This is a genomic window from Shewanella sp. 10N.286.52.A9, from assembly GCF_041468985.1.
Classification (GTDB): domain Bacteria; phylum Pseudomonadota; class Gammaproteobacteria; order Enterobacterales; family Shewanellaceae; genus Shewanella; species Shewanella japonica.
In genome coordinates this window covers 1-22320 of the sequence record NZ_JBFRJQ010000016.1, presented here as the reverse complement: position 1 = coordinate 22320, position 22320 = coordinate 1, and the positions used below count along the sequence as shown (strand labels likewise).

Genomic DNA, 22320 nt, shown 5'->3' with positions numbered 1-22320 from the left:
TTAAAGTCACTAGTATACGGGTTAATATTTCGACTTCACCCCATAGTGCATCACATGGGTAATATATGTTGCTAAATCAAATCGAAATATGAGTTAACGCAAGGAAAACAAAAAGAGGTCAAGTTGTAACAACCAGGTAGACTCTAGTTACATTTCTCTTTGGAAATACATGAAAACAAAAAAGCAGTTGAGGTTAGTCAACTGCTTTAATTCAATGATCGCTTTCTAGGCTATCTAACACACTCGATAGGCATACACTAAATACAAAAACATGTTATCAAACGAGCCGATAACGGGATTAGGCCAGCCACAGCTCTACATCATGGATCATAAAGTTACCGTTATAGATTGGGTCAGGCTCACCAATCGGTTCAAGTTCAAAGTAAACCTTATGCTCATCTGGTAAACCTTCATAACCGCCAATCACCTGATATAACCAGTTTTCAGCTTCCCATTCGAGCTTATTAGCATGAAGATACTCTAGCGCTGACTGTCGCAGACCTGAATCGATGACTTCACAAAAGTATTGATCCACAGCCAGTTTAAGCGGGTTATCAGGGATGTCGAAATCTTCTACATCACTCATGGTCGTTGCCACATTGTGCTCACGTACTTTTGTTGGCAATAAGTCACGACTAATGGCTTTTACTTTAGATACTACATCTAATAACACTAGTTCGTGCTGACTGTTATTAACGTCAACACTGGCAGGCTTAATCATTGCGTCGGCGCAATTGAATAAGTTTGGCACGTGCTTATGACCGACGTGGTTTTCAGGCTGGTAATCTGGATGCAGATCAGTATGTAACAAAAAGCCTTTAAGCAGACGAGTACGACCCTGAATTTGCCTAAACCGACCTAGCAATTCAAGTAATCGCCCTTGAACAGCGCTAATTTCTTGAGTGCATTGGCTCAGTGTTTCTTGCAAGTTAGTGACAAGCAGTCGTCTTAACTCTCGAATATCACCAGCAATGTCACTCAATTCACTGAACTGGAACATTTCCAATCCATTAAGCAACTCAGACACTTGGCTTTGTGCAAGTTCATTCTCACGAATTTTTGCACTAATACTGCCAACATAACCGAACTCGTTATTAATGCGGCTCCACAACACCCTAATAGAATATCTTAGGCTATCGGTGAAGCTATAAACATGTTCACTTAAATCGGCTAAGTAAGCCTCAGCAGCACTATAATCAATATTATGCCGTGCTTCTTTATAATGATCGGCTAACGTTTTAATCGTACTAAACGCAGAGCCAACATTGGCATCAATCTGACGATTGCGCTCATCGCTCAACGCTTCTTCCAGTAATGCTCTCACTGAACGCTTAAGACGTAAGGCCTCATCGGGTTCTGGTCGCCATAAAATACCACTCTTTTTTAGCTTTTCTATCACAGCAACGTCATGCGTTGATTCACTGACAGAACCCGCTAAATAGGCATCCATAACCACATCAGCATGACGGCTTAACTGCTTTAGCAGCTTAACCCCTGCTTGATGTAAATTATTACTCATACTAAATCCCTTTGTGTCGCAGTTTCAGCTTGAGCTTCAAGGCTTAATCCTTCTGTTTCATCAATAAAGCGGATCACTTCGTATAAATAATCAAGCTTACCTGTGGCAATGTAAATTTGCTTTTCACTGTTGGGTTTAACTAAATAACCTAGTTCAACTAAACGCTTAAATACCAGCTTGATTTGATTATCAACATTGTGACTGGTGGAGCCAAACAATCGATAATGACTTAGCTTAGCCAATTGCTCCATAAAAGCTGGGGTGTCTTCAATACGCGCTTGAAGCTCAGTCAAACGGATCGGTGCACCTTCACTTAAAGGAGCATCTTGACCACTGCTTTCTTGAACTAAAACCAGCCACTCAACTAATGGCACCAGCGCTGAGCAAATATCCTTAAATTGGCTAGAAATCACTTTCTTTTCTTGCTCGCCTAACTGCTGATAACCACAAAAAAAGACATCTCCTTCAGCTGCCGAAGAAATCGTACGATTAATTTGATTTAAATACTGTTCAATTTTCTCAAAGGTATGCGGGCTTTTTAAAGCACGCCAACCATCTTCATTTGTGGTGCGACAGATAAACTCACCACGCAATAATTGCTCGATAAGCATTCCGGTTCCGACCAAGGTGGTTTCTGAAGGCGCTACACTTTTAGAAGACAAAGGTGATTGCATTGATTCAGACATTAGATCGCCTCCTTATTATTGGCACGCTGACTTAATCGCTCAGCCAGTGGATTGCTTTTCGGTTTCACCACCTGCAATTTGCGTGTTTGTTTATTAATGATGTATCGGTTAGCAAACAGATTAAGTACTTCAGACTCCGGATTCGGGAAAGCCCCTAATACGCTAATGTTGTTATTCACACAGGCATCAAAGATTTTTTTCACATTGGTATGATGCAGAGTACCCAGCTCATCAATAGGCCAATGAATCGTGACATCCGCTTTACCACGTAATAAGCGAGTAAATGCGAGCAAGAACTTACACAGAATGAGATACGCCATACCGTGACTAGAAGACTCGTTAAGCTGTCTATCAGTACGTATAACTAAATCGCTGTTACCTTCTTTTAAGCGCAGCTCAATTTCTAATAGCTTGGCAATACCGCCCGAAAGCGCTGCACGACCAATAATATCTAGCGCACGACGCATGCTTGATGTGTAGTGCTCATCAGGTAATTGACTGAAACCATCTGCTTTCCATTGCTTAAAGGCTTTCACAAACACTTCCAGTTCAGGCCAGAACTCTAACTCACTAATGCGAGAACGAATCTTAACTGCCGATTCAGATACCCCATCAAGGAATAACTCTTCACCGACTTCACGGGTAATGCGAGCACTTTGTGAAGCAATACGTCTATCGATATCAGCTAATACATCGTAGTAAGCGGTTAAGTCGATACCAAAAATTCGTCCTTGTTCACGAATCGCCATAAGTGATTGCGGTACCATCACATTTAATAATTGTTCAAGTTGGGGCACTAACTTACGGTAATCCAGTAATCGAATACCTTTATCGTTGGTAAAGCTAGACTCATCACGAGCACGCTCCCAAAACTCAGCGAGGCTTGAACCAGATTTACTGGCAATAACGGAATCAAAATGTTCAACATATTGCTTCACTGAACCTAGAAGATAGTCACGTTGTAAAAGTAACTCTTCACCTTGTCTTAAACGTTCACCAATGCTGCCATCAGCTTCTTCTTTGCTTGTAGGTAATTTAAGCTCAGCGAGTTTACGCATCACTGCACGCAATTTCGTTAAGTTCTCTGATGCGTCAACTTGTGCTGCATCAGAGGCTTTTTTAACCGTCTCTAGCTGCTGTTTGCGCTGTTTAACTTCAGCCGTTTTATTCGCAAGTTGTTGCTCGAGTTCAAGCACGGCTTGTTTTACTTTAGATAAGTCTGTTTGCAACTTTGGCTTGCTGACAAGCCAGGCGTTTTGATACCAATGATCGTAACGCAATACATCACTGCGACGTTTTTCAGCATGGCTGATTTGCGCTTCTAGTTCTCGTATTTTCCCTTTAAGCGCCACAATTGCAGCTTCATCAACCCCACGAGATTTAAGCTCATTTTTATACCAAGTATCACAGGCTTTTTGCTCTTGTTTAGCATTGATGCGACGGGTTTCAATATTGGTTTTGATTTGTGCGAGCTGATTGTCTAATGCTCCGACAACATCTTGCCAATAAGCATTTTTTTCCATTCGAGCTTCAAGCGCTTGGTCTTTTTGCTCATCTAGCCACTCTAGATGTTGGTTATGTTGCTGCTTGAGCTCATTATCAAGCTGCACTAATCGTTTGGCGGCATGGGCTTTTCTATCTGCTAACGCTTGGTTAATTTGAGTCTGAGTGCTACGTTTTTCATCAAATAAACGCCTGACATCTTCACGGCTATTTTTATACGCCGTTCGTGCAAAAGTCAGTTCTTTACTGAGGTTATCTAACTCATCATTAATCATAACAAGCTGATCTTCATGTTCAGCCTTTAGCTCTTCAGCTTGAGATAAAGCCTCTTCTGCTTTGGTTAACCGCAAGCGTAAATCTTGCTCGGACGCAGCATAATCAGGGACATCTATCGCCTTTAAATCAAGCCCAATACCAAATAGCGCGTCATCGCTACTGCCTGCCACATTAGGATGTAAGTCGGTGCGATGAAGCAACTCAGGTGCTATCACTTTACCAAAGCTTTGCTCCCAACCTGGTGACTCTTTACGTAAAAACTCAAGTAACGTGTGTGACTGCGGAAATAATATCCCTTTAACATCATCAACATCAGCTAAACGTTCATTCACTCTGACACTCGCAATCCGCAGCGCTTCACTCACTTGATCGCGTTTAGCACGTAATTTACGTTCGTCTATGGATAAGCGATCGACCTTTTGATTACAGATTTCTTGTTCTTCATCTGCACGGCTAATGCGCTCATCAAAAATGGCTAACGTGGTTTTTTCTTCTTCAGTGTACGTCACACCGTCAACTTGGTGGCTAAGTTCACCACGAGTCAATTTAAGCTGATATTCTTGTTCCGCAAATGTCGCTTTACCCGCATCAGTTTTTTCGCGCCAAACATTTTCAAGATTAGCTAAATCTTCTGAAGCGGCCTCACGCTGAGCATCACGGTTTTCACGCAGTTCATCTTGTTCTTCATGGAGCGTTTCAAGCTCACGATGAAGCTGCTCTGCTATCTTGCTACGTCGACTACTGTAAGCTGCTTCAATATCTTGATGCTTTTCAGTTTGCAGTTTATGACGCTCTGTTAGATTTTCTAAATCACTACGCCAATTATCTAAACTGTCTAAATCGGCTTTGGCTTGTTCAATATTGGCATTTAAGAAACCTTCATATTGATCCTCAATTGCATCAAGCTCAGCCTCATACTTGCGAGTATCACCTTGTGCAAATGATAACTCTTGGCTTATTTCGTCCCTTGCTTCTTTCCACTCTTCATCTAACATGCGTAGTTGTAAGCTGGCATCTTTAGACTCGTTTTGACTTAACTCTTGTCTTTCTGCCTCAAAGGTTTCATCTGCGCGATAACCTTTGGCTAAACTGCCTAAACGAAGTTCAGCACTGAGTAATTGATTAAACTCTTGCTCTAGTTTTTCAAACTCTGGGCGAATTTGTTCAAAACCTTGTACTAACTGGCTTTCACGGATCCAACTTTCAACTCGCTGAGGGTTTAAACGTGATGTGGGCGGGTTAACGCCATCTTCCTCTAGAATCGCCGCTACCATCGACTTAACGGTTTCCATTTTTCCTTCTTTGGAATGCACCGCTTTAGCGAGTTTTTCAATATGACGTAGTGAGTATTCGCTATCACATAAGGAGAATTGATGCCCATAAGTGCGCAGCTCGCCTTTATTGCCGCCTGTGGTGAGTAAGCTGCGATCGTGCTGAATAATGGCTCGATACTCTCGGGTATTTAGCAAATGAGTGTGAGTCACTTGGGCACGCTTCATTTCACGACCAAGTTCAGCCATGGTATGACAAATAATGGTGTCGCCATTACGTGATTTTACGTAATCATCTAACTCAAAGCCTTTGGCAATAAACCGGTAATTAACCCCTTTACCATCACCAGCAGAAGCCATAATCGCTTGGTATAGCTTGCCATCGCTCTTTTGATATTCGTAAATGATGTAGCTTGAATCATGAGGCAAATACCAACGCTCAAAGCTATCCCTAGTCGACGGAACGACTCGACTTGGGTACTCACCATAGAATACAGGTACCAGTCGTTGTAATGTCGTTTTACCTGATGCATTGGTACCACAAATATTGGTATGTCCATCAAGTTGTAATTCAACGACACCCGGTAAATGGGTATTGATTAATACGATTCTGATCAAGCTTGGCATTGGGATCCTTTTACGCACTATCTGCGAAAGCAAAAACTCGTTTTATCACGGTTATTGTTGTGAGCAATTTTCTTATGCTAATAAGTTAAATCAAAGCGATGCGTGAAGCAATTTCGCTGATTAAATTGGCCTAAATGATACGCTAACATAACTCAAAACAGCGCTTAACAAAGCAGCAGTTGAAGTATAATTTGCTTAATCAGCATACAATTGTGAGCAGGTTTTGGCGTTTTAAGGTGTTAACTCACTACCAAGTAAAAGCTGCAACCGAAAAACCGCTAACTACAGCCACAAAAAAACCACCTAAGAGGTGGTTTTTTCATTAATTTAATGTGCCAATGTTTAGTTAAAGTTTGAACATATCCAGTGAAAAAGGCTAAGAACCCCCCTTAAGGTATAAGGCTAAGTCACATACCTCAGACATAAACTTAGAAAGCACATTAAAGCTTAAACTGAGAGGTGGCATTATTCAGCTCGTCAGAAAAATCTAACAACCCATCAGACACATCTTGTACTTCGGCTAAAATCTCTAATGTTTGCACAAATGAAGCATTCATTTCAACAACGTTATGGCTGACTTGTGCTGCTACTGCAGATTGCTGCTCTGTTGCCGCTGCTATGTGTGTATTCATGGTATTGATATTCACAATCTGTTCTTGAATAGACTTTAAAACATCACCAGTTTCACGGGCATGTTTTTCATTATCAGACGCTTTACCAATAGCAACATCCATCGTTGTAACTGATGATTCTGCCGCGCCTTTTAAGCGAGACAGAACTTCACGAATTTCTTTAGTGGCATCTGCAGTTTTAGAGGCTAAAGCCCGAACTTCATCCGCTACAACCGCAAAACCTCGGCCTTGCTCACCCGCTCGTGCAGCTTCAATCGCGGCATTAAGCGCCAATAAGTTTGTTTGCTCTGCAATGGAGGTAATGACATTGAGAATTGAATTTACACTTTCAGTGTCTTTGGCTAATTCATTAATCGACTCTGAAGCGATTTCAATTTCTGCATTAAGTTCTTGAGAAATATTAATCGTACTTGCCACCACAGCTAGGCCGTTTGTAGCTTCTCGCTCTGCACTATCAGCCGCTTCAGCTGCCTGTTGGGCGCTTTGAGAAATTTCATTAACAGATAAGCCCATTTCTTCCATTGAGTGCTGCACTGTTTTGGCATCTAGACTTTGCTTTTCTGTTGCTTGAGTCGCAATACCCATTCGCTCTTTTAATGACTCTGCGCTTTGTAGTAATGGCGCTGTAACGCTTACCACTTGCTGAATCGCATCGGCAAGTAAACGTAAAAAACGATTAAAGTTGGTCGAGACTTGGCCTAGTTCATCGCGCCCTGTGACATCAAGTTGATGACGTAAATCACCTTTACCATCGGCTAATTCACCAAGCGAGTTAGCTAAATTACCCGCAGAGCTACTTAACGATTTAGCAATAGAGATAGTTGCAATAGCCATTAATAATAGTAAAGACAAACCAATAGATAACGTCAGCATTAAACCGGTTTCTGAATGGCTAACCGACTCTTGAATCGTATAATTAAACTCGGTAACTTTGTCCGCTTTATATTGCTGAATACCTACCATTAATTTGTCATAAACTTGGGTTTTAGTAGCAATAATCTGGCCGACTTTGCTCATGTCAATTGTGTTATCAACCATGCCTTTAGCAAGGTCAAAGGTCACCTCATTATATTGATTTAGTTCTTTATTAAGTAATGACAAATTACTCGACTGTTCACTGTCGAGACTAATAAGGCTATTAATGTTTTTTTGCAGAGATTGGTATGTTTTATTGGCGTTATCAATCAAGTCTTCATCAGAAAATGACACCGCTTGAGTATAAAGTTCATCAAGCCTTTGAACATAAATAACATTTTGATTGGCAAGCTCAACACGCTGCGAGACTTTGTCTTGCATGAACGTCATTGCATCGTTGTTCTTATTAATCGAAATAATACTGATCGTTAAATTGACGGCAAAGATGATGACAGAAAGTACGAAAATCAAGCCGACTTTCTTGAAGATTGACATGTTGCTAAACCAATTCATTTGTTGCCCCCCAAAGCACTCGTAAAAGGATATTTGCCTTAATAAAACACGTATAAATAAACTGCGCTGTCACTTTAAAGTGACCATATTATTTATCGCAGCTTACCTTGCTAAAACGCGTTAAAATCCTTTTATACTGCTATTAACGACAAATACGTTACAATTTGTATATCGGCCACTCGGCAAATTGCTAAAGTTAATAAGCAATATTATTTCGAGTTGTCGCTTTAACTTCGTAAAGCTTATCATCAGCTTGCTTGATTAATTGTTCTGCATTGATCCCAGGTTGCCATTGCGCAGCCCCTTGAGAGACAGTGACATATTCGCTCACCAAAGAGTCTGGGTGCTGAAATGCTAATTGGTTAAGGCGTAACTTAATATTATTAGCGACTTCAACTGCGCCTGCTATATCGGTTTCTGGAAGCAACACAATAAACTCTTCTCCGCCATAACGAGCACAAACATCTCTCGGTCTTTTAATCTGATGTTTTAATAACTTTGCTAGCTCAATCAAGCATTCGTCACCACGCTGATGGCCTGAGTAGTCATTGAGTTTTTTAAAGAAGTCTATATCCATTAGAATGATTGACATGGCCGAGCCACTTCGCTCGCAATGCTGAATTTCTTTGGTTAACATCGCATCAAAATAACGTCGATTACTCAGCTTGGTCAAACTGTCTGTTAACGCTAATTGATTGAGTTCATTCACTAAGCGTTGATTTTCAACATCTTTAAAAATCGACTTCCTAAACCATTTTTCAATGACTTGCTGACCTGAAATGACAATCCCAAGAAAGCTCAACATTTTCATGATTGGGAAAAACAACTCATCAGCAAAAAAGAAAACTCTCACCGATGCCATATAAGTCGACATGATGAGTACAGCAAAAAGCAATAAACGACGGACGGGGAAAAATGCGATAGATAAAGCAAACATCATTAAATGCAATATTGATTCTACTTTTCCCTGAGCAAATGGTGCTGATAATATCAACCAGTTACAGACTGTGATCCAACATAAAAGTAACGCCAATATATAACGATAGAAGCGGCCGTAGTCATTTATCTTTTGCGACGAAGGAAGAGAGAAATCACGCATTGCGCCGTAAAGCGATACCAATGCTAATGGCAGGATACTAATCAGTGTGAAGGTGAAATTTAGCTCTGGAATATTCAACAATCGAGTAATGGCAATCACAACCGCTAAAATAAAGCTCAGTACACTTAACCAACGACACCCTTTGGCAAGGTATTGCTGGGTTTCAAAGTGTAACTGTTGCTCAAATGTCGGGGTTGTTTTTTGCATCTTTCACTTATGTATGAGGATATCTCAATTGATTATAGCGACTTTCACACCTGTTGCGACATGCTTTTTGCTTTTAATTTAACCAGCACTTGAACTTAAACAACAATAGCTTACATAGTATTGCCACTTGGTTTAGTCACTTCACCGTTAAGGCTAAATTTGCTCGCCAAACAAAAAACAGCTAACAAAGTTAGCTGTTTTTACTTTTTCGATATTTGCTAAAGTAGCCTAAAGGCTATCGCCTTGTTTGTGGAGGTGACTTATGCAGCAACGGTATCAGAGTTCAATGCTTTCTCAACAGTACCATCAGTTGCGTTATCTGCTTCATCACTATGACGAATCAAGTAATCGAATGCCCCTAATGATGCTGTTGCACCACTTCCCATCGCAATGATAATTTGCTTGTAAGCTGAGTTAGTCACATCGCCAGCTGCAAATACTCCGGGAATAGATGTCTCACCTTTACCATCAACAATAATCTCACCACGCGGAGTTAAGTCTACGGTATCGGTTAGCCACTCTGTATTGGGTACTAAACCAATTTGAACAAAAATACCCGCGAGTTCAACATTATGAGATTCGTTTGTGCTGCGGTCAGTATATGTAAGACCCGTTACACGCTTACCGTCACCCAAAACTTCAGTGGTCATTGCTTGAGTAATAATGTCAATGTTGCCCATTGAATTAGCTTTACGCTGCAAGACTTCATCAGCACGTAAACTAGCGTCAAATTCAAGTACGGTGACATGTTCAACGATGCCAGCTAAGTCAATAGCGGCTTCAATGCCGGAATTACCACCGCCAATCACTGCAACACGCTTACCTTTAAATAAAGGGCCATCGCAATGTGGACAATAAGCTACACCACTACCGCGATATTCTTGCTCACCAGGTACATTCATTTCACGCCAGCGTGCACCCGTTGCTAATAAAATGGTTTTACTTGTTAGCTTAGCGCCACTTTCAAGTTCTAGTTCAAATTGTTTACCCGACTTTAATGACAAAGCACGTTGATTATCCATGATATCGACATCATAATCTTTAACGTGTGCTTCAAGGTTGGCCACCAGCTTAGGGCCTTCTGTTTTAGACACTGAAATAAAGTTTTCAATGCCAACAGTTTCAGCCACTTGACCACCAAACTTATCGGCAACTACGCCAGTGCGAAGTCCTTTGCGCGCTGCATATATCGCAGCTGACGCGCCAGCAGGGCCACCACCAACAACTAAAACATCAAACGATTCTTTGTTATTTAACTGTTCAGCTTTTCTTGCTGCTGCATTTACATCTAACTTGTTTAAGATTTCTACAACAGAAATCGCGCCAACAGAGAACGGCTCTCCATTCATATACACTGTGGGCACAGACATGATATTGCGGTCATTAATTTCATCTTGAAATAATGCGCCATCAATCATCACATTAGTAATATTTGGGTTGATCGCAGCCATCATATTCAACGCTTGCACCACTTCAGGACAAGTCTGACAGCTCAACGACACATAGGTTTCGAAATGGAATTCACCAGGTAAGTTTCGGATCTGTTCGATCACATCCGCATCTAATTTGATCGGATGACCACCAGAGTGCAGTAACGCAAGCACTAAAGAGGTAAATTCATGCCCCATTGGTAAACCAGCAAAGGTAATATTTGATCCATTTTGTGGATTTTTAATGCTCATTGACGGCGTTCTATCCGACGTTTGCTGCTGTAAACTCACTAAAGATGATAAACCTTCAATATCTTGAGCAAGTGATAACAACTCTTGAGACTTAGAGCTTGCATCTGCTGACACGACAAGTTCAACTGGGCGCTTGAGGTTTTGCAGGTAGGTATTCAGTTGATTTTTAATATTCGTATCTAACATACGTGTGCTCCTGGAAAATAAAATGAGATTGAGCAAAAAAATTGTCAATCTTAGTATCTCTGCATGGTGATGAATCACACAGAAATCGGGATGCCTAAGATTGACCGGAGATGATTTGAAACAGGCTTGCTAACTTTTGTTAGCAATATGGCTTACTCAGATGATGAGATGAGTAAGCCATTATGACGTATTAAGTCTGTAAGCTTAGATTTTACCGACTAAGTCAATTGATGGAGCAAGTGTTTCTTCACCTGGCTGCCATGCTGCTGGACAAACTTCGCCGTCGTGTGTTGCTACGTACTGAGCAGCTTGAATTTTACGTACTAGCTCTGATGCGCTACGACCAATACCTAGGTCATGTACTTCAGCAACTTTGATTTCGCCTTCTGGGTTCATTACGAATGTACCGCGAAGTGCTAAACCGTCTTCTTCAATCATCACACCGAAATTACGCGTGATTGCACCAGTTGGGTCACCAATCATTGGGTAGTTGATTTTGCCGATAGTGTCTGAGCTTGCGTGCCATGCTTTGTGAGTGAAGTGAGTGTCAGTAGATACTGAGTAAACTTCAACGCCCATTTCTTGTAGCTTAGCATAATGGTCTGCCATGTCGCCTAATTCAGTAGGACATACGAAAGTAAAATCAGCAGGGTAAAAGAATACTACTGACCATTTACCTAGTAGGTCTTGCTCAGTCACTGGTACAAATTCGCCATTGTGAAATGCAGTAGCTGAAAATGGCTTGATTGTAGAATTGATAATTGATTGAGTCATTGTGTTACTCCGATAATTTAATTAAGTGTGTCGCTGTATCCGTTTGATGGAATAGATAATAGCGAGTCTTTAAAATTAAATATAACGGGTAAAAACTATCACCCTAATCGGTTTTTCAGAACAAAGACAGATAAAAGACTTGGATAATCGGATTTTCCGAATCACTGATATTAAACTTGCTTATTCCCATTGGGTAAAACGTGTTAGCGCCCGTCCAACTGGATAATCAAGCTGTTTGGATAATTGCTGCACATGCTGTTTATTGACTGCACTACCAAAAGAGTGTGGCTGCTTACTGGCATACACAACCCAATTGCCACCACCTGTTAATGTGGCATAAACATTTGCAAAGTGCATAGACAATGTCTGCTTTAATAGTTCACTTTTGCTATGCTCTTTCCAGCAATTGAGTACCAAAAATCCGTCAGCTTTTAAGCTTTGATGACAATGGTCAATAAACTCCACTGTAAGTTGTTTTTCATCGACGCCTTGCTCTATGTACATATCCGCGAAAATAATATCTACGCGTTTATGATTACCTTCAGCAAGAAATGCGGTGCCATCTTGATGAACCAAATTCAACTTTTTGCCAATTGGCAACTGGAAAAATCGTTTAGCAATATCAATAACAGGTGAACGCAGTTCAACAGCGGTCAATTTTATGGCTGCATCATAACGGCGCAAAGCATGAATTAACCCACCGCCACCTAAACCTAATATGATTGCACTTTTAGGTTGGCTAAAAAGCAATACTGCTAACATCGCTTGAATATAGGTATGCTGAGGAATATGGGGCTGGGCTTTAAGGATTTTACTTTGTTCGTCATTGTCACCAAAGGACAAAATTCGACATTCATTGTCTTCTAAGACATAGATAGGACCGATCTCATCACTAATATGATGTAACTGCTGATAATCTGACATGGAACTGACTCTGGTATACCGTCAGCTAATTTCAACCTGACGAATTTGGTTGCAAGAAAGACAGTTTACAGGATAAATTCAAACTCACATCATCTTGACTTCAAACTTAGCTTAAATAAGTCGGAACTTGACGCATTAAAGTGAGCCACTATGACAATTCAAATCCTAATTTGCGCTATTTGCATTGCTGTATTTATCTTTATACAGCAACAGCTGAAGCAATTTATCAGCCAACAAGCCAAGAAAAAACAGGTCAATGAAGTACGCAGCCGTTTAGTGACAAGACTATTAACTTACCTACTCTTTTTTATTACTGCATCCATTATGGCTGTGTCATTAGGATTGGGGTACCAAGAAGTCTCGTTATTTGTTTCATCTGCCTTTGCCGTTTTGGGGGTTGCGTTATTTGCCCAATGGTCAATGTTAAGCAACATTACTGCAGGGGTACTGATTTTCTTTGCATTTCCGTATCGAATTGGCGATAAGATAAAAATCGTGGATAAAGATGAAGATATGACAGGGGTGATTGTCGAAATCAGTTTATTTCATGTGATAATTAAACGCGATCAAGGCGATATGATGACTTACCCGAATAACCTTATGCTACAAAAGGCAGTCATAAAAATACCTAAAACAGTGAAGGAACCAAACTCATCGACAGAGAAAACCGCCTCTCAATATGTCGATGAAGATATCACACCTGATTAGCTTTACACATTGCCCTAATAAAAAATGCGCCACATGGGGGAGCTCCCATAGCGCATTCATTAATTAAGCTAACTTCACGAGTGCTATTGCATCTGTGTATCGGGTTAATTTAATAAGCGCTGAAAAAATGCCACAGCTTGTAAATACATTTGCAATGCCAGTGCCGCATCATAACGTTCACCTTCATCACGCATAAACGCATGCTGAGCATTGACTTCTTGCCAGCTAAAACTCACGCCTTCTTGCTCAAGCTTTTGGTAAATCACTTTGCGCCCTTCACTAGACACGTGAGGATCTTGCTTGCCAAACACCAAGGCCACTTCACCAGCAATATCCCCCGTGCGGGTAAGTGAATCATTCAATGCTTCACACGGTAAGGTATTGGAATGTATGTCTGTAGGATACAAGCAAAAAGCGCCACTGATATCCGCATTCAGCGCTGCTCTATATGCTAAATGCCCTCCGATACACACTCCCATAGCAGCGACTTTACTGGTGCAATAGGCTTGGCTACGAGCAAAATCTACCATTGCTTGCGTATCACTATCATGATGTTCTAAGGGCTTTGCAAATTTATCTGCATTGCCTTTATCTTTACCAATATCATCATAATCGAGCACGGTACCAATCGGGTTTAACTCGTGAAAAACCTCAGGAACTAGCACGACAAATCCGTGCCCAGCAAGTATTGCTGCACTGCGAGCTATAGGTGCTGTTTGCTGAAAAATTTCAGAGTAAAAAATAATTGTCGAGAACTGTCCTGCGACATCTGGGCGATAAACGTAGGTGCGCATCACGCCTGTTGGCGTGTCAATATCATGAACTTCCTTGGTGATTATCATATTCCCTCTTTTTAGTCAGTCTGAGTGCTGGTTTTATTAACATGTGTAAACCTTGAGCATTACCTAAAATAAGTCTCACCATGTTTGCTTACGATCTAATTTAACTCGTTTGCTGAATGCTGCCCTGAGAGTAAGTCGGTAACATTTTTTAAGGTTGTCGAGGCAATTGCATTAAGCGCCTCATCAGTTAAAAACGCTTGATGACCAGTGAAGATAACATTGTGACAGGCTGACAGCCGTCTAAAAACATCATCTTGAATTATTTCGTTGGACTTATCTTGAAAAAAGAGTTCTTTTTCATTTTCATAAACATCCAAACCTAATGCACCAAGTTGCCCCTCTTTTAGCGCTTCCATGGCATCAATTGCATTTAACAATCCACCACGTGAAGTATTAACCACCATAACCCCTGTTTTCATTTTATGAAAACTTTGAGTACACAGCATATGATGATTATCTTCAGTCAATGGGCAGTGCAAACTGATGATGTCACATTGAGGGTACAATTCATCGAGACTGGTATAGTTAACTCCTAAATCAATCACTTGCTGATTAGGATATGGATCGTAAGCAATCACCTTACAGCCAAAACCAAGCAAAATCTTAATCGTAGCAATGCCTATTTTCCCTGTGCCAATAACACCGACGGTTTTGCCATGCATGTTAAAACCCACCAAACCCGATAGGGCAAAGTTGGCGTCACGAGTGCGTTGGTATGCTTTATGTATTTTCCGGTTCAATGTCAGCATAATCGCAATAGTATGCTCTGCAACCGACTCGGGAGAATAAGCTGGTACGTTGACGACAGTGATCCCTAATCGATGCGCTGCATCTAAATCCACATTATTAAATCCGGCGCAGCGCATTGCGATAATTTTTGTGCCACCTTTAGCGAGCTCTACTAACACTTCTTCGCACAATGAGTCGTTAACAAATGCGCACACCACTTCAAAACCATCAGCCAATTTAACGTTTTGCATGCAAAGTCGATAATCGAAATATTCAATGGTTGCACCAAAATCTTTGTTGATTGCATCAAAGTGCTGAATATCGTAATTTTTGGCACTGAAGAAGCCAATTTTCATGTCATTGTCCTTAATAGAAAGCGTTACAACGGCTTATACTTGAAATCAAATAAGTAAATCGGATATCAAGGTTGCGCATTTTTATCACATCAGCATAGCAATAATTTAGAGTTTGCTATAGATCGCTATTCATTCGAAATGAATTTGTTAAGCTGATACGTCAATAACTGACCAATTACGTATTTTCTATGTCTAAAAAGCAGCAACAAGAAGTATCAGAATTTCAATTTTGGGTCCAACGCCTCGGAAAAACCAGTTTACGCGCCTTGCATATTGTTGGTGTCGTCGGTGCCGGTGGCGGTCTGCTACTGGGTATAGAGCAAAGTGAGTGGCTTAACTATTGGATCATAGCAATGGCCAGTGGTGTTGCCCTGTTTGCTTGGGAAGTTATTCGCGATTGGCGCTGGTTAATTCAATTAAAAGGCGTATTAACCATCTGTAAAATTTTACTCTTGTTGCTATTTATCCCAATGGCAAATTGGAAGCCTGAGATCACTATCTTTATTGTGCTGTTATCAGTTGTGGTATCTCATGGACCTGCTGGGCTTAGACATTATTCTGTGGTCCATCGAAAAGTAATACATGGCAAAAAGGAAATTAAAGGTTAATCTAGTAGTATCTTTTGTTGCTATTAAGGTTATAGGATGTTTCCTTATCCAGAACAATATCGGTTAGCTGCACCGCCGCTAACCACCAGTTTTATGGTTTTTTGGGCACTGTTTAGTCACAGTATTTTTGCTGATGCGAGCCCGTTTGCCCTCTATCCGCTACTGTCATTATTTCCTTTAGTACTCATCGCGCATGTGTATTTAATCTGGAATGCTCAAGGTATGTCTCGATTAGATCAAAGTTTTTATGCCTTGGTTCATGTTCCTCTCGCTTTTGTTGTTTGGACTTTTACCATTATGCACGTTAATGGCAACGCTTTTTCTTAATACAAAATTTAACGATTTGATTTAAGTAAAGGCTGAAATTGTCATTTAGCCACAAAGGTAGCGAGAACAACTTGCACAAATATGGCGGCAAAGGTATCTTTGCCGCGCATTTACGTTAAAGGCTTACCATGGCAGATTTCATTTACCTTCCTCCAACCGATCCTTGGCTTGATATCATTCACGAAGATAAAGACATTATCGTACTGAATAAGCCTTCAGGATTGTTATCTATTCCTGGAAGAGAAGCTCAATACCATGACAGCATATATAGCCGTGTGCTTGAGAAGCACCCCAATGCACAAATTGTACATCGCTTAGATATGGCCACATCTGGGGTTATTGTCGTTGCACTGCGCCGTAATGCAGAGCGTGAGTTAAAACGTCAGTTTCGAGATAGAGAAACGGCCAAAACCTATTACGCAAGAGTTGCGGGCCATGTGAATCCTGCGATTAAGCAAGTGGATTACCCGCTGATTTGCGACTGGCCAAATCGCCCGAAACAAAAAGTGGACCATAAGTTAGGTAAGCCCTCATTAACCTATGTAGAAGTCATCAGTTACGCCAAACAATCTACCTTAGTTAAACTCACGCCCATTACAGGTCGCTCTCATCAACTAAGGATTCATATGATGGCAATAGGCCATGTCATTTTAGGTGATGGTTTTTACGCTGATCCACTCGCCAAAAGATTATCAACACGATTACTACTGCATGCTACAGAACTTTCGTTTAATCATCCGTATCATCAGCAAGCATTAACCTTTAAAGCCGAAGTGCCATTTATAGAACCTATTAATGATCAATAATTAGGGCTTAATTAGCGATAAAACCGAGATATTATCGAGTACTCAATCATAGATTGTCGCACTGTCAGCCCTATGACTATTGCTATTGTTATTGCTATTGCTATTGCTATTGCTATTAATATGGTTCCCCTTATTGTTACTTGCTTGTTTCTTTTACTTAAGTCTCTTACTGAGTTCTCATACTTAGCTCTCATACTTAGTTTTCCAGCTTACTTGTCTTTACTACATACTCTGCATCGTTATTTTAATGACTTATCTCTAGATAGTTGTCGATAGTCATATTCAAAATCACCTCCTCTGAAGCGACTTAATCACAAAATTGTTATTCATCAAAATCACTTCATGAGAAGTTTTTGATGGTATTTATGTATATTTAGCCTTAAATTAATAATTAATTGTAACTAAATTAGGCATTTTAATATGGAAACTCCATTTCAAAGAGATCAGCTCGATAATCAAATTCTTGAAGCATTGATGGAAGAAGCCCGCACCCCTTTTGCTGAACTGGCGAAACGATTTGCCGTCAGTGCAGGGACGATTCATGTCCGAGTAGAAAAAATGAAACAAGCAGGCATTATTACTGGAGCAAGGATAACAGTAGATCCTAAAGCTTTAGGCTATGACGTTTGCTGTTTTATTGGTATCAATTTAAAAAGTGCAGGTGATTATCCTGCTGCCATATCAAAGTTAAATGCCCTTGAGGAAGTTGTTGAGGCATATTATACCACTGGTAATTACAGTGTTTTTGTAAAGGTAATGTGCCAGTCTATCGATGGATTACAGCATGTTTTAATCAATCGCATCCAGTCAATTGATGAAATTCAATCAACAGAAACATTAATCAGCCTACAAAACCCTATTGTTCGTGGTGTTAAGCCTTAGTCCAAAAAATAATGGCTTATAACTTACTTAATAATGATATACCACTTAAGAGATAGTTAAAATTCATAATAATTTTGCAAATTTGTAACACCTTTGGTTACCTTTGTTAAAGTTTTGTGTTAAAAAGTCGTAGAGTGCATCGAAGAATGCGCCATACGCATTATAAACAAAATTATAAAACAGCATTACCACCGACCTAGTCTCTACCCTACACATGCTTGGACGTGGTCAATGCTTTAACCAAGGAAGAAGTTGTGAAGACTAAATTATCAATAGCTATATCAGCAGCACTACTATCAAGTGCTAGCTTTGCAAACACCGAACTAACTGGTAACAAATACCCATTAGAAATTTTATCAATCGAACAGCATAAGAAACCAGCAAATAAATTAACCACCATAAACACCCCTCAACGTTTTATTGTAGAACTGACATCTCCAGCTTTGGCGGTATCAAGTAAATCAGCAGCAAAATCGGATAAAAACACTAAACTCGATATTCAATCAGCAGCAGTACAAAGCTACGCTTCACAGCTAGTCAATGAACAAAAAGCATTCTCGAATGCATTAAATAAAGTTTCAGCTAATAGCAAAGTTGAACGCCAATTCAAAACTCTTTTTAATGGCGTAACAGTCGCGGGTCAAAATTTAACTGTTGAGCAGTTAATGGCTATTCCTGGGGTTAAATCTGTTTACCCTGAAACTATGTATGACATCAGTATGGATGCATCGCTTCAAGTTATTAATACTGAAGCAATGTGGACAACTGTGAATGGAATGGCAAATGCTGGTAAAGGCATTCGAGTTGCTGTTATCGATGGTGGTATTCGACCAGAAAACCCAATGTTTGCCGATGAGGGTTTTGAAGCACCTATGGGCGTCATGCCAACTGATGATTACTGTTCAACTACAGATGAGTCATTCTGTAATAACAAACTGATTGTAGCTCGTTGGTCTCAACCGACTTTTGAAGTCTGTCCTGATGAATACATGAGTCCACTCGGTTACGGCGGTCACGGTACACACGTTGCTGGTACAGCAGTAGGTAACTTAGTCTCTACACAATTTAATGACATTGATGTTGAATTATCAGGTGTAGCTCCAGCAGCATACTTAATGTCATACAAGGCGTTATATTCTAAAGCAGACTGTTCAGGTGGTAGTGGCTCTAACATCATGTTAATGGAAGCGTTAGAGCATGCTGTTAATGATGGCGCTGATGTTATCAACAACTCTTGGGGTGGTGGCGCAGGTGCGGATCCTGCCAGTAGCCCATATAAAACCATGTTTGAAGCAGCTGAAGCGGCGGGTGTTGTCGTTGTTTCTGCAGCGGGTAACGACGGTAATGGCGCAAGCACTATTGGTTGCCCCGCATGTATTGAGTCTGGTATTGCTGTAGCCAACAGTACAACAGGCCGCTACTTTGCCAACAGTTTCAATGCTGGTGGTGAAGACTTACTCGCAATCCCTGGTTCTGATACGGTTATCGAAATGGATGTTACAGCACCTGTTGTTGCTGCAATAAATATCGATGAAGCTAATTTTGAAGGGTGTGATGCTTTCCCAGTTGATAGCTTTAAAGACAGTATCGCATTAATATCTCGAGGTGCTTGTGCATTTTCGTCGAAAGCTGAAAATGCGATGAATGCTGGTGCAAGTGCACTTGTAGTATATAACAGTAATCCTGGTGCACCGATTACCATGTCTATGCCTGGCGTTACATTCCCATCGGTGATGATTTCAAATGGTGACGGATTAGATATTATCGATGCTATGGGCGAAACGGCAACCGAAGGTACTGTTGGTTCAGAAATTAAGCGTTTAATGGTACCTGAACTAGCCGATACCATTAATAGTTCTAGCTCACGCGGTCCAAACGGTAACCAAAATATCTTAAAGCCGGATATTGCTGCTCCAGGTACTAATATCTTATCAGCTTACTCGCCTGATGATGGTGGACTAGATTTCAATATGATCTCTGGTACCAGTATGGCAAGCCCTCATGTTGCTGGCGCTGCAGCAATGATGCGTCAATTACATCCTGATTGGTCTGCAAATGATATTAAGACCGCGCTAACATCAACTTCAACTGTTGATGGCATCCTAGATGATGATGCAACTACTGCAGCTTCACCGTTTGCTATGGGTGCGGGTCGTATGGATTTAGATGCTGCAGCTAAAGCGGTACTAACTTTCGATAAGCCTTCAATTGCTGCTGATTCATGTGTTGGTCCATGTACTTTCACTCGCACGGTTTACAATAAGAGTGAAGAAGATACATCTTGGTCATTAGCTACAAGTTCTGACGCTACAGGTATTATGGTTTCCCCTTCTACATTGGATATTCCAGCAGGTGGCTCAGCGACCTTTATGGTTACTGTTGATTCTACATTTGCTGAATACGGCGAATGGATCTTCGGTAATGTGATGCTATCAAGTGCATCTGGTATGCAAGATGCTCATTTACCACTTGCAGTATTGGCGAAGGAATCGAGTGATTCTACACTAATTTCTATTTCTTCAGATGACAGTGATTTAACCACGTCTGATGATATGGAAATTTCAGCAGTATTAAACAATACCATGTTTGAAAATACTGTTACTTTCAAAAGCATGGCTCCTGAAGGTTCAAAGTTAACTTCAGCAGATGACGTATCAGTGACGTTAACTAACGCTTCTCAAAATGGTATGAGCGTTGATACGGATACAGGGGTGATCACTTGGGTTGGTAGTTTGGAATTACCAGAAATGGTATCTACTAAAGGCTCTGGTTCATACCCTAACCTTGCTTCATTAGGCATTGTAAATAATGTAGATTGCGATGACGGCTGTGATGAAAAAAGCTATGTATTTAGTGTTCCATCTTTCAAATATAATGGCCAAAGTTACTCTCAAATCACTGTTTCAGACAATGGCTTAGTGATTCCTGGAGACAGTAACTCATCAGGTACTTACGCGAACAAAGAGCTACCCGACTCTGGAACGCCAAACAATATCGTAGCTCCATTCTGGTCGGACTTCGATTTAAGTGATGGAACTGCTGGTGACACTGGCGGCGGGACGATTAACTTTACTCAAGTCGGAAATGGCACAACGAGTTGGATAGTTGCTGAGTGGAATGATGCTCAACTTTGGAATGATGCGTCTGGTGATCAATATAGCTTTAGTGTTTGGTTTCAAATTGGTGAAACTGAAGAAGTTACATTTAACTACTATAAAGTTCCTACAATACCTGCTGCGTTAACTATTGGAGCAGAAAATCTGGGTGGTACAATCGGTACAACTTTCCACTTTAACGGTGAAGGCGATACGGTCGCACCAAATGATTATATTGAAATTTCAGCAGCAGCGGCAGGTCAAGTTAAAATTGATTACATGGCAACAGGTAGTGACTTTGACTTAGGTTCTATGGACAGTTCAACTACAGTTGAGGAAACAGCTGTTACATTCAACGTTTTAGAGAATGATATAATGCCAGCTCAAAAAGTGGCTCGTTCTCAAGTGACAGCTGATGGTGTTACAGCTTCAGCTCAGCGTATTATCAATATTGCCGCTACAGGTGATCTTGGTATGGTGAAAATTGTTGATGAGCCAGCAAATGGTACAGTGACAATCACAGAGTCTGGCGAAGCAACTTACACGCCTAATAAAGATTTCTTCGGTAAGGATATGTTTACCTACTCAGCTACAGACGCTGCAGGTACTGTAAGCACTCCAACTGAAGTAGTGGTTGATGTAACCAATGTTAACGATGCACCGACTGTATCCCCTTCAGCCAGCAAGATCTTAGTAGGTCTGGAAGCAACGGTTAGTTCTGGTGCTGCTGATGTTGATGGTGACTCGCTAACATATGCTTGGACTCAAACAGCTGGACCTGTAGATGTATCTTTCGATAGTACAGCCAAAGATATTAGCTTTGTTTCTACTAAGACTGGTGTCTATACCTTCACTGTCACAGCAAATGATGGCGAAGCAGATAGTACTACTGAACAAGTTTCAATAGATATTCTTTCTGCTCCTGACCTTAAGGATGACAGCGGCTCTATGGGCTGGTTAACTACGCTTCTTCTTCCTTTAGCGATGTTCCGTCGTCGTAAAATGAAGTCATAATCGTTATTTAACTGTCTAGTCCTAAAATAGGTTGACGGTTTTTGTTAAGCCAGTTGGTACTCCCTACTGGCTTTTTCATGCACCTCGTTTGGGGTTTTCATCCCTAAACTAAGATGCGGTCGTAATTCATTGTAAATTG

16 protein-coding genes are annotated in these 22320 nt (G+C 40.8%); 6 read left to right on the top strand and 10 right to left on the bottom strand.

Translation table 11 applies throughout. From position 1 onward, the window contains the following. Positions 1-298: 298 nt before the first annotated feature. The 8 genes from AB4128_RS13400 to AB4128_RS13365 form a co-directional block, all read right to left on the bottom strand. Positions 299-1519, bottom strand: coding sequence for a phosphoenolpyruvate carboxylase (locus AB4128_RS13400; protein ID WP_372037974.1), 1221 nt, complete (start codon positions 1517-1519; stop codon positions 299-301). After that, positions 1516-2205, bottom strand: a complete 690-nt coding sequence (locus tag AB4128_RS13395) for a hypothetical protein (protein WP_225442170.1) — start codon at positions 2203-2205, stop codon at positions 1516-1518. Before AB4128_RS13395 ends, AB4128_RS13400 begins: the two co-directional genes overlap by 4 nt. Continuing rightward, positions 2205-5882: an ATP-binding protein gene (locus tag AB4128_RS13390; RefSeq protein ID WP_372037973.1), complete on the bottom strand. Its 3678-nt coding sequence runs from the start codon at positions 5880-5882 to the stop codon at positions 2205-2207. The genes AB4128_RS13395 and AB4128_RS13390 overlap by 1 nt, the downstream gene beginning before the upstream one ends. A 440-nt stretch (positions 5883-6322) precedes the next feature. After that, positions 6323-7942 carry a methyl-accepting chemotaxis protein gene (locus AB4128_RS13385; RefSeq protein ID WP_065109794.1) on the bottom strand — a complete coding sequence of 540 codons (1620 nt, stop codon included), beginning with the start codon at positions 7940-7942 and terminating at the stop codon, positions 6323-6325. A gap of 196 nt (positions 7943-8138) precedes the next feature. Beyond that, positions 8139-9248 carry a GGDEF domain-containing protein gene (locus AB4128_RS13380; protein ID WP_192022084.1) on the bottom strand — a complete coding sequence of 370 codons (1110 nt, stop codon included), beginning with the start codon at positions 9246-9248 and terminating at the stop codon, positions 8139-8141. A 260-nt stretch (positions 9249-9508) separates the two neighbouring features. Beyond that, on the bottom strand, positions 9509-11116 hold the full coding sequence (gene ahpF / locus AB4128_RS13375) for an alkyl hydroperoxide reductase subunit F (protein ID WP_192022083.1): 1608 nt from the start codon (positions 11114-11116) through the stop codon (positions 9509-9511). A gap of 204 nt (positions 11117-11320) precedes the next feature. Then, positions 11321-11890, bottom strand: a complete 570-nt coding sequence (ahpC, locus tag AB4128_RS13370) for an alkyl hydroperoxide reductase subunit C (protein ID WP_055022675.1) — start codon at positions 11888-11890, stop codon at positions 11321-11323. Positions 11891-12070: 180 nt separating this feature from the next. Continuing rightward, positions 12071-12814, bottom strand: coding sequence for a spermidine synthase (locus AB4128_RS13365; RefSeq protein WP_372037971.1), 744 nt, complete (start codon positions 12812-12814; stop codon positions 12071-12073). A gap of 150 nt (positions 12815-12964) precedes the next feature. Here AB4128_RS13365 and AB4128_RS13360 point away from each other — a divergent pair, with 150 nt between their 5' ends. Next, entirely contained in the window at positions 12965-13522 is a 558-nt protein-coding gene (locus AB4128_RS13360) for a mechanosensitive ion channel domain-containing protein (RefSeq protein WP_055022677.1), read from the top strand. Positions 13523-13626: 104 nt separating this feature from the next. On the opposite strand, the gene AB4128_RS13355 is transcribed toward AB4128_RS13360, so the two are convergent. Then, positions 13627-14364 (bottom strand): dienelactone hydrolase family protein, encoded by a 738-nt coding sequence (locus AB4128_RS13355; protein WP_055022678.1) that lies wholly within the window; start codon positions 14362-14364, stop codon positions 13627-13629. A gap of 95 nt (positions 14365-14459) precedes the next feature. After that, a complete protein-coding gene (locus AB4128_RS13350; RefSeq protein ID WP_192022081.1) occupies positions 14460-15449 on the bottom strand; it encodes a 2-hydroxyacid dehydrogenase in 990 nt (329 codons plus the stop codon). A 188-nt stretch (positions 15450-15637) separates the two neighbouring features. On the opposite strand from AB4128_RS13350, the gene AB4128_RS13345 reads away from it, so the two are divergent. The 5 genes from AB4128_RS13345 (at position 15638) to AB4128_RS13325 (ending at position 22181) form a co-directional block, all read left to right on the top strand. After that, on the top strand, positions 15638-16057 hold the full coding sequence (locus tag AB4128_RS13345; RefSeq protein WP_372037969.1) for a hypothetical protein: 420 nt from the start codon (positions 15638-15640) through the stop codon (positions 16055-16057). Positions 16058-16093: 36 nt separating this feature from the next. Beyond that, positions 16094-16384 (top strand): hypothetical protein, encoded by a 291-nt coding sequence (locus AB4128_RS13340; RefSeq protein WP_055022681.1) that lies wholly within the window; start codon positions 16094-16096, stop codon positions 16382-16384. A gap of 128 nt (positions 16385-16512) precedes the next feature. After that, on the top strand, positions 16513-17190 hold the full coding sequence (rluA, locus tag AB4128_RS13335) for a bifunctional tRNA pseudouridine(32) synthase/23S rRNA pseudouridine(746) synthase RluA (RefSeq protein WP_372037968.1): 678 nt from the start codon (positions 16513-16515) through the stop codon (positions 17188-17190). A gap of 420 nt (positions 17191-17610) precedes the next feature. Beyond that, the gene (gene asnC, locus AB4128_RS13330) at positions 17611-18072 is read left to right on the top strand and encodes a transcriptional regulator AsnC (RefSeq protein ID WP_055022683.1); all 462 of its coding nucleotides are present in this window, start codon (positions 17611-17613) and stop codon (positions 18070-18072) included. Positions 18073-18326: 254 nt separating this feature from the next. Continuing rightward, positions 18327-22181 (top strand): S8 family serine peptidase, encoded by a 3855-nt coding sequence (locus AB4128_RS13325; RefSeq protein ID WP_372037967.1) that lies wholly within the window; start codon positions 18327-18329, stop codon positions 22179-22181. Positions 22182-22320: the final 139 nt, after the last annotated feature.

Coding starts and splice junctions, on each gene's coding strand:
- AB4128_RS13400 (WP_372037974.1), bottom strand. CDS start 1,519: ATGAGTAATAATTTACATCAAGCAGGGGTTAAGCTGCTAAAGCAGTTA.
- AB4128_RS13395 (WP_225442170.1), bottom strand. CDS start 2,205: ATGTCTGAATCAATGCAATCACCTTTGTCTTCTAAAAGTGTAGCGCCT.
- AB4128_RS13390 (WP_372037973.1), bottom strand. CDS start 5,882: ATGCCAAGCTTGATCAGAATCGTATTAATCAATACCCATTTACCGGGT.
- AB4128_RS13385 (WP_065109794.1), bottom strand. CDS start 7,942: ATGAATTGGTTTAGCAACATGTCAATCTTCAAGAAAGTCGGCTTGATT.
- AB4128_RS13380 (WP_192022084.1), bottom strand. CDS start 9,248: ATGCAAAAAACAACCCCGACATTTGAGCAACAGTTACACTTTGAAACC.
- ahpF (WP_192022083.1), bottom strand. CDS start 11,116: ATGTTAGATACGAATATTAAAAATCAACTGAATACCTACCTGCAAAAC.
- ahpC (WP_055022675.1), bottom strand. CDS start 11,890: ATGACTCAATCAATTATCAATTCTACAATCAAGCCATTTTCAGCTACT.
- AB4128_RS13365 (WP_372037971.1), bottom strand. CDS start 12,814: ATGTCAGATTATCAGCAGTTACATCATATTAGTGATGAGATCGGTCCT.
- AB4128_RS13360 (WP_055022677.1), top strand. CDS start 12,965: ATGACAATTCAAATCCTAATTTGCGCTATTTGCATTGCTGTATTTATC.
- AB4128_RS13355 (WP_055022678.1), bottom strand. CDS start 14,364: ATGATAATCACCAAGGAAGTTCATGATATTGACACGCCAACAGGCGTG.
- AB4128_RS13350 (WP_192022081.1), bottom strand. CDS start 15,449: ATGAAAATTGGCTTCTTCAGTGCCAAAAATTACGATATTCAGCACTTT.
- AB4128_RS13345 (WP_372037969.1), top strand. CDS start 15,638: ATGTCTAAAAAGCAGCAACAAGAAGTATCAGAATTTCAATTTTGGGTC.
- AB4128_RS13340 (WP_055022681.1), top strand. CDS start 16,094: ATGTTTCCTTATCCAGAACAATATCGGTTAGCTGCACCGCCGCTAACC.
- rluA (WP_372037968.1), top strand. CDS start 16,513: ATGGCAGATTTCATTTACCTTCCTCCAACCGATCCTTGGCTTGATATC.
- asnC (WP_055022683.1), top strand. CDS start 17,611: ATGGAAACTCCATTTCAAAGAGATCAGCTCGATAATCAAATTCTTGAA.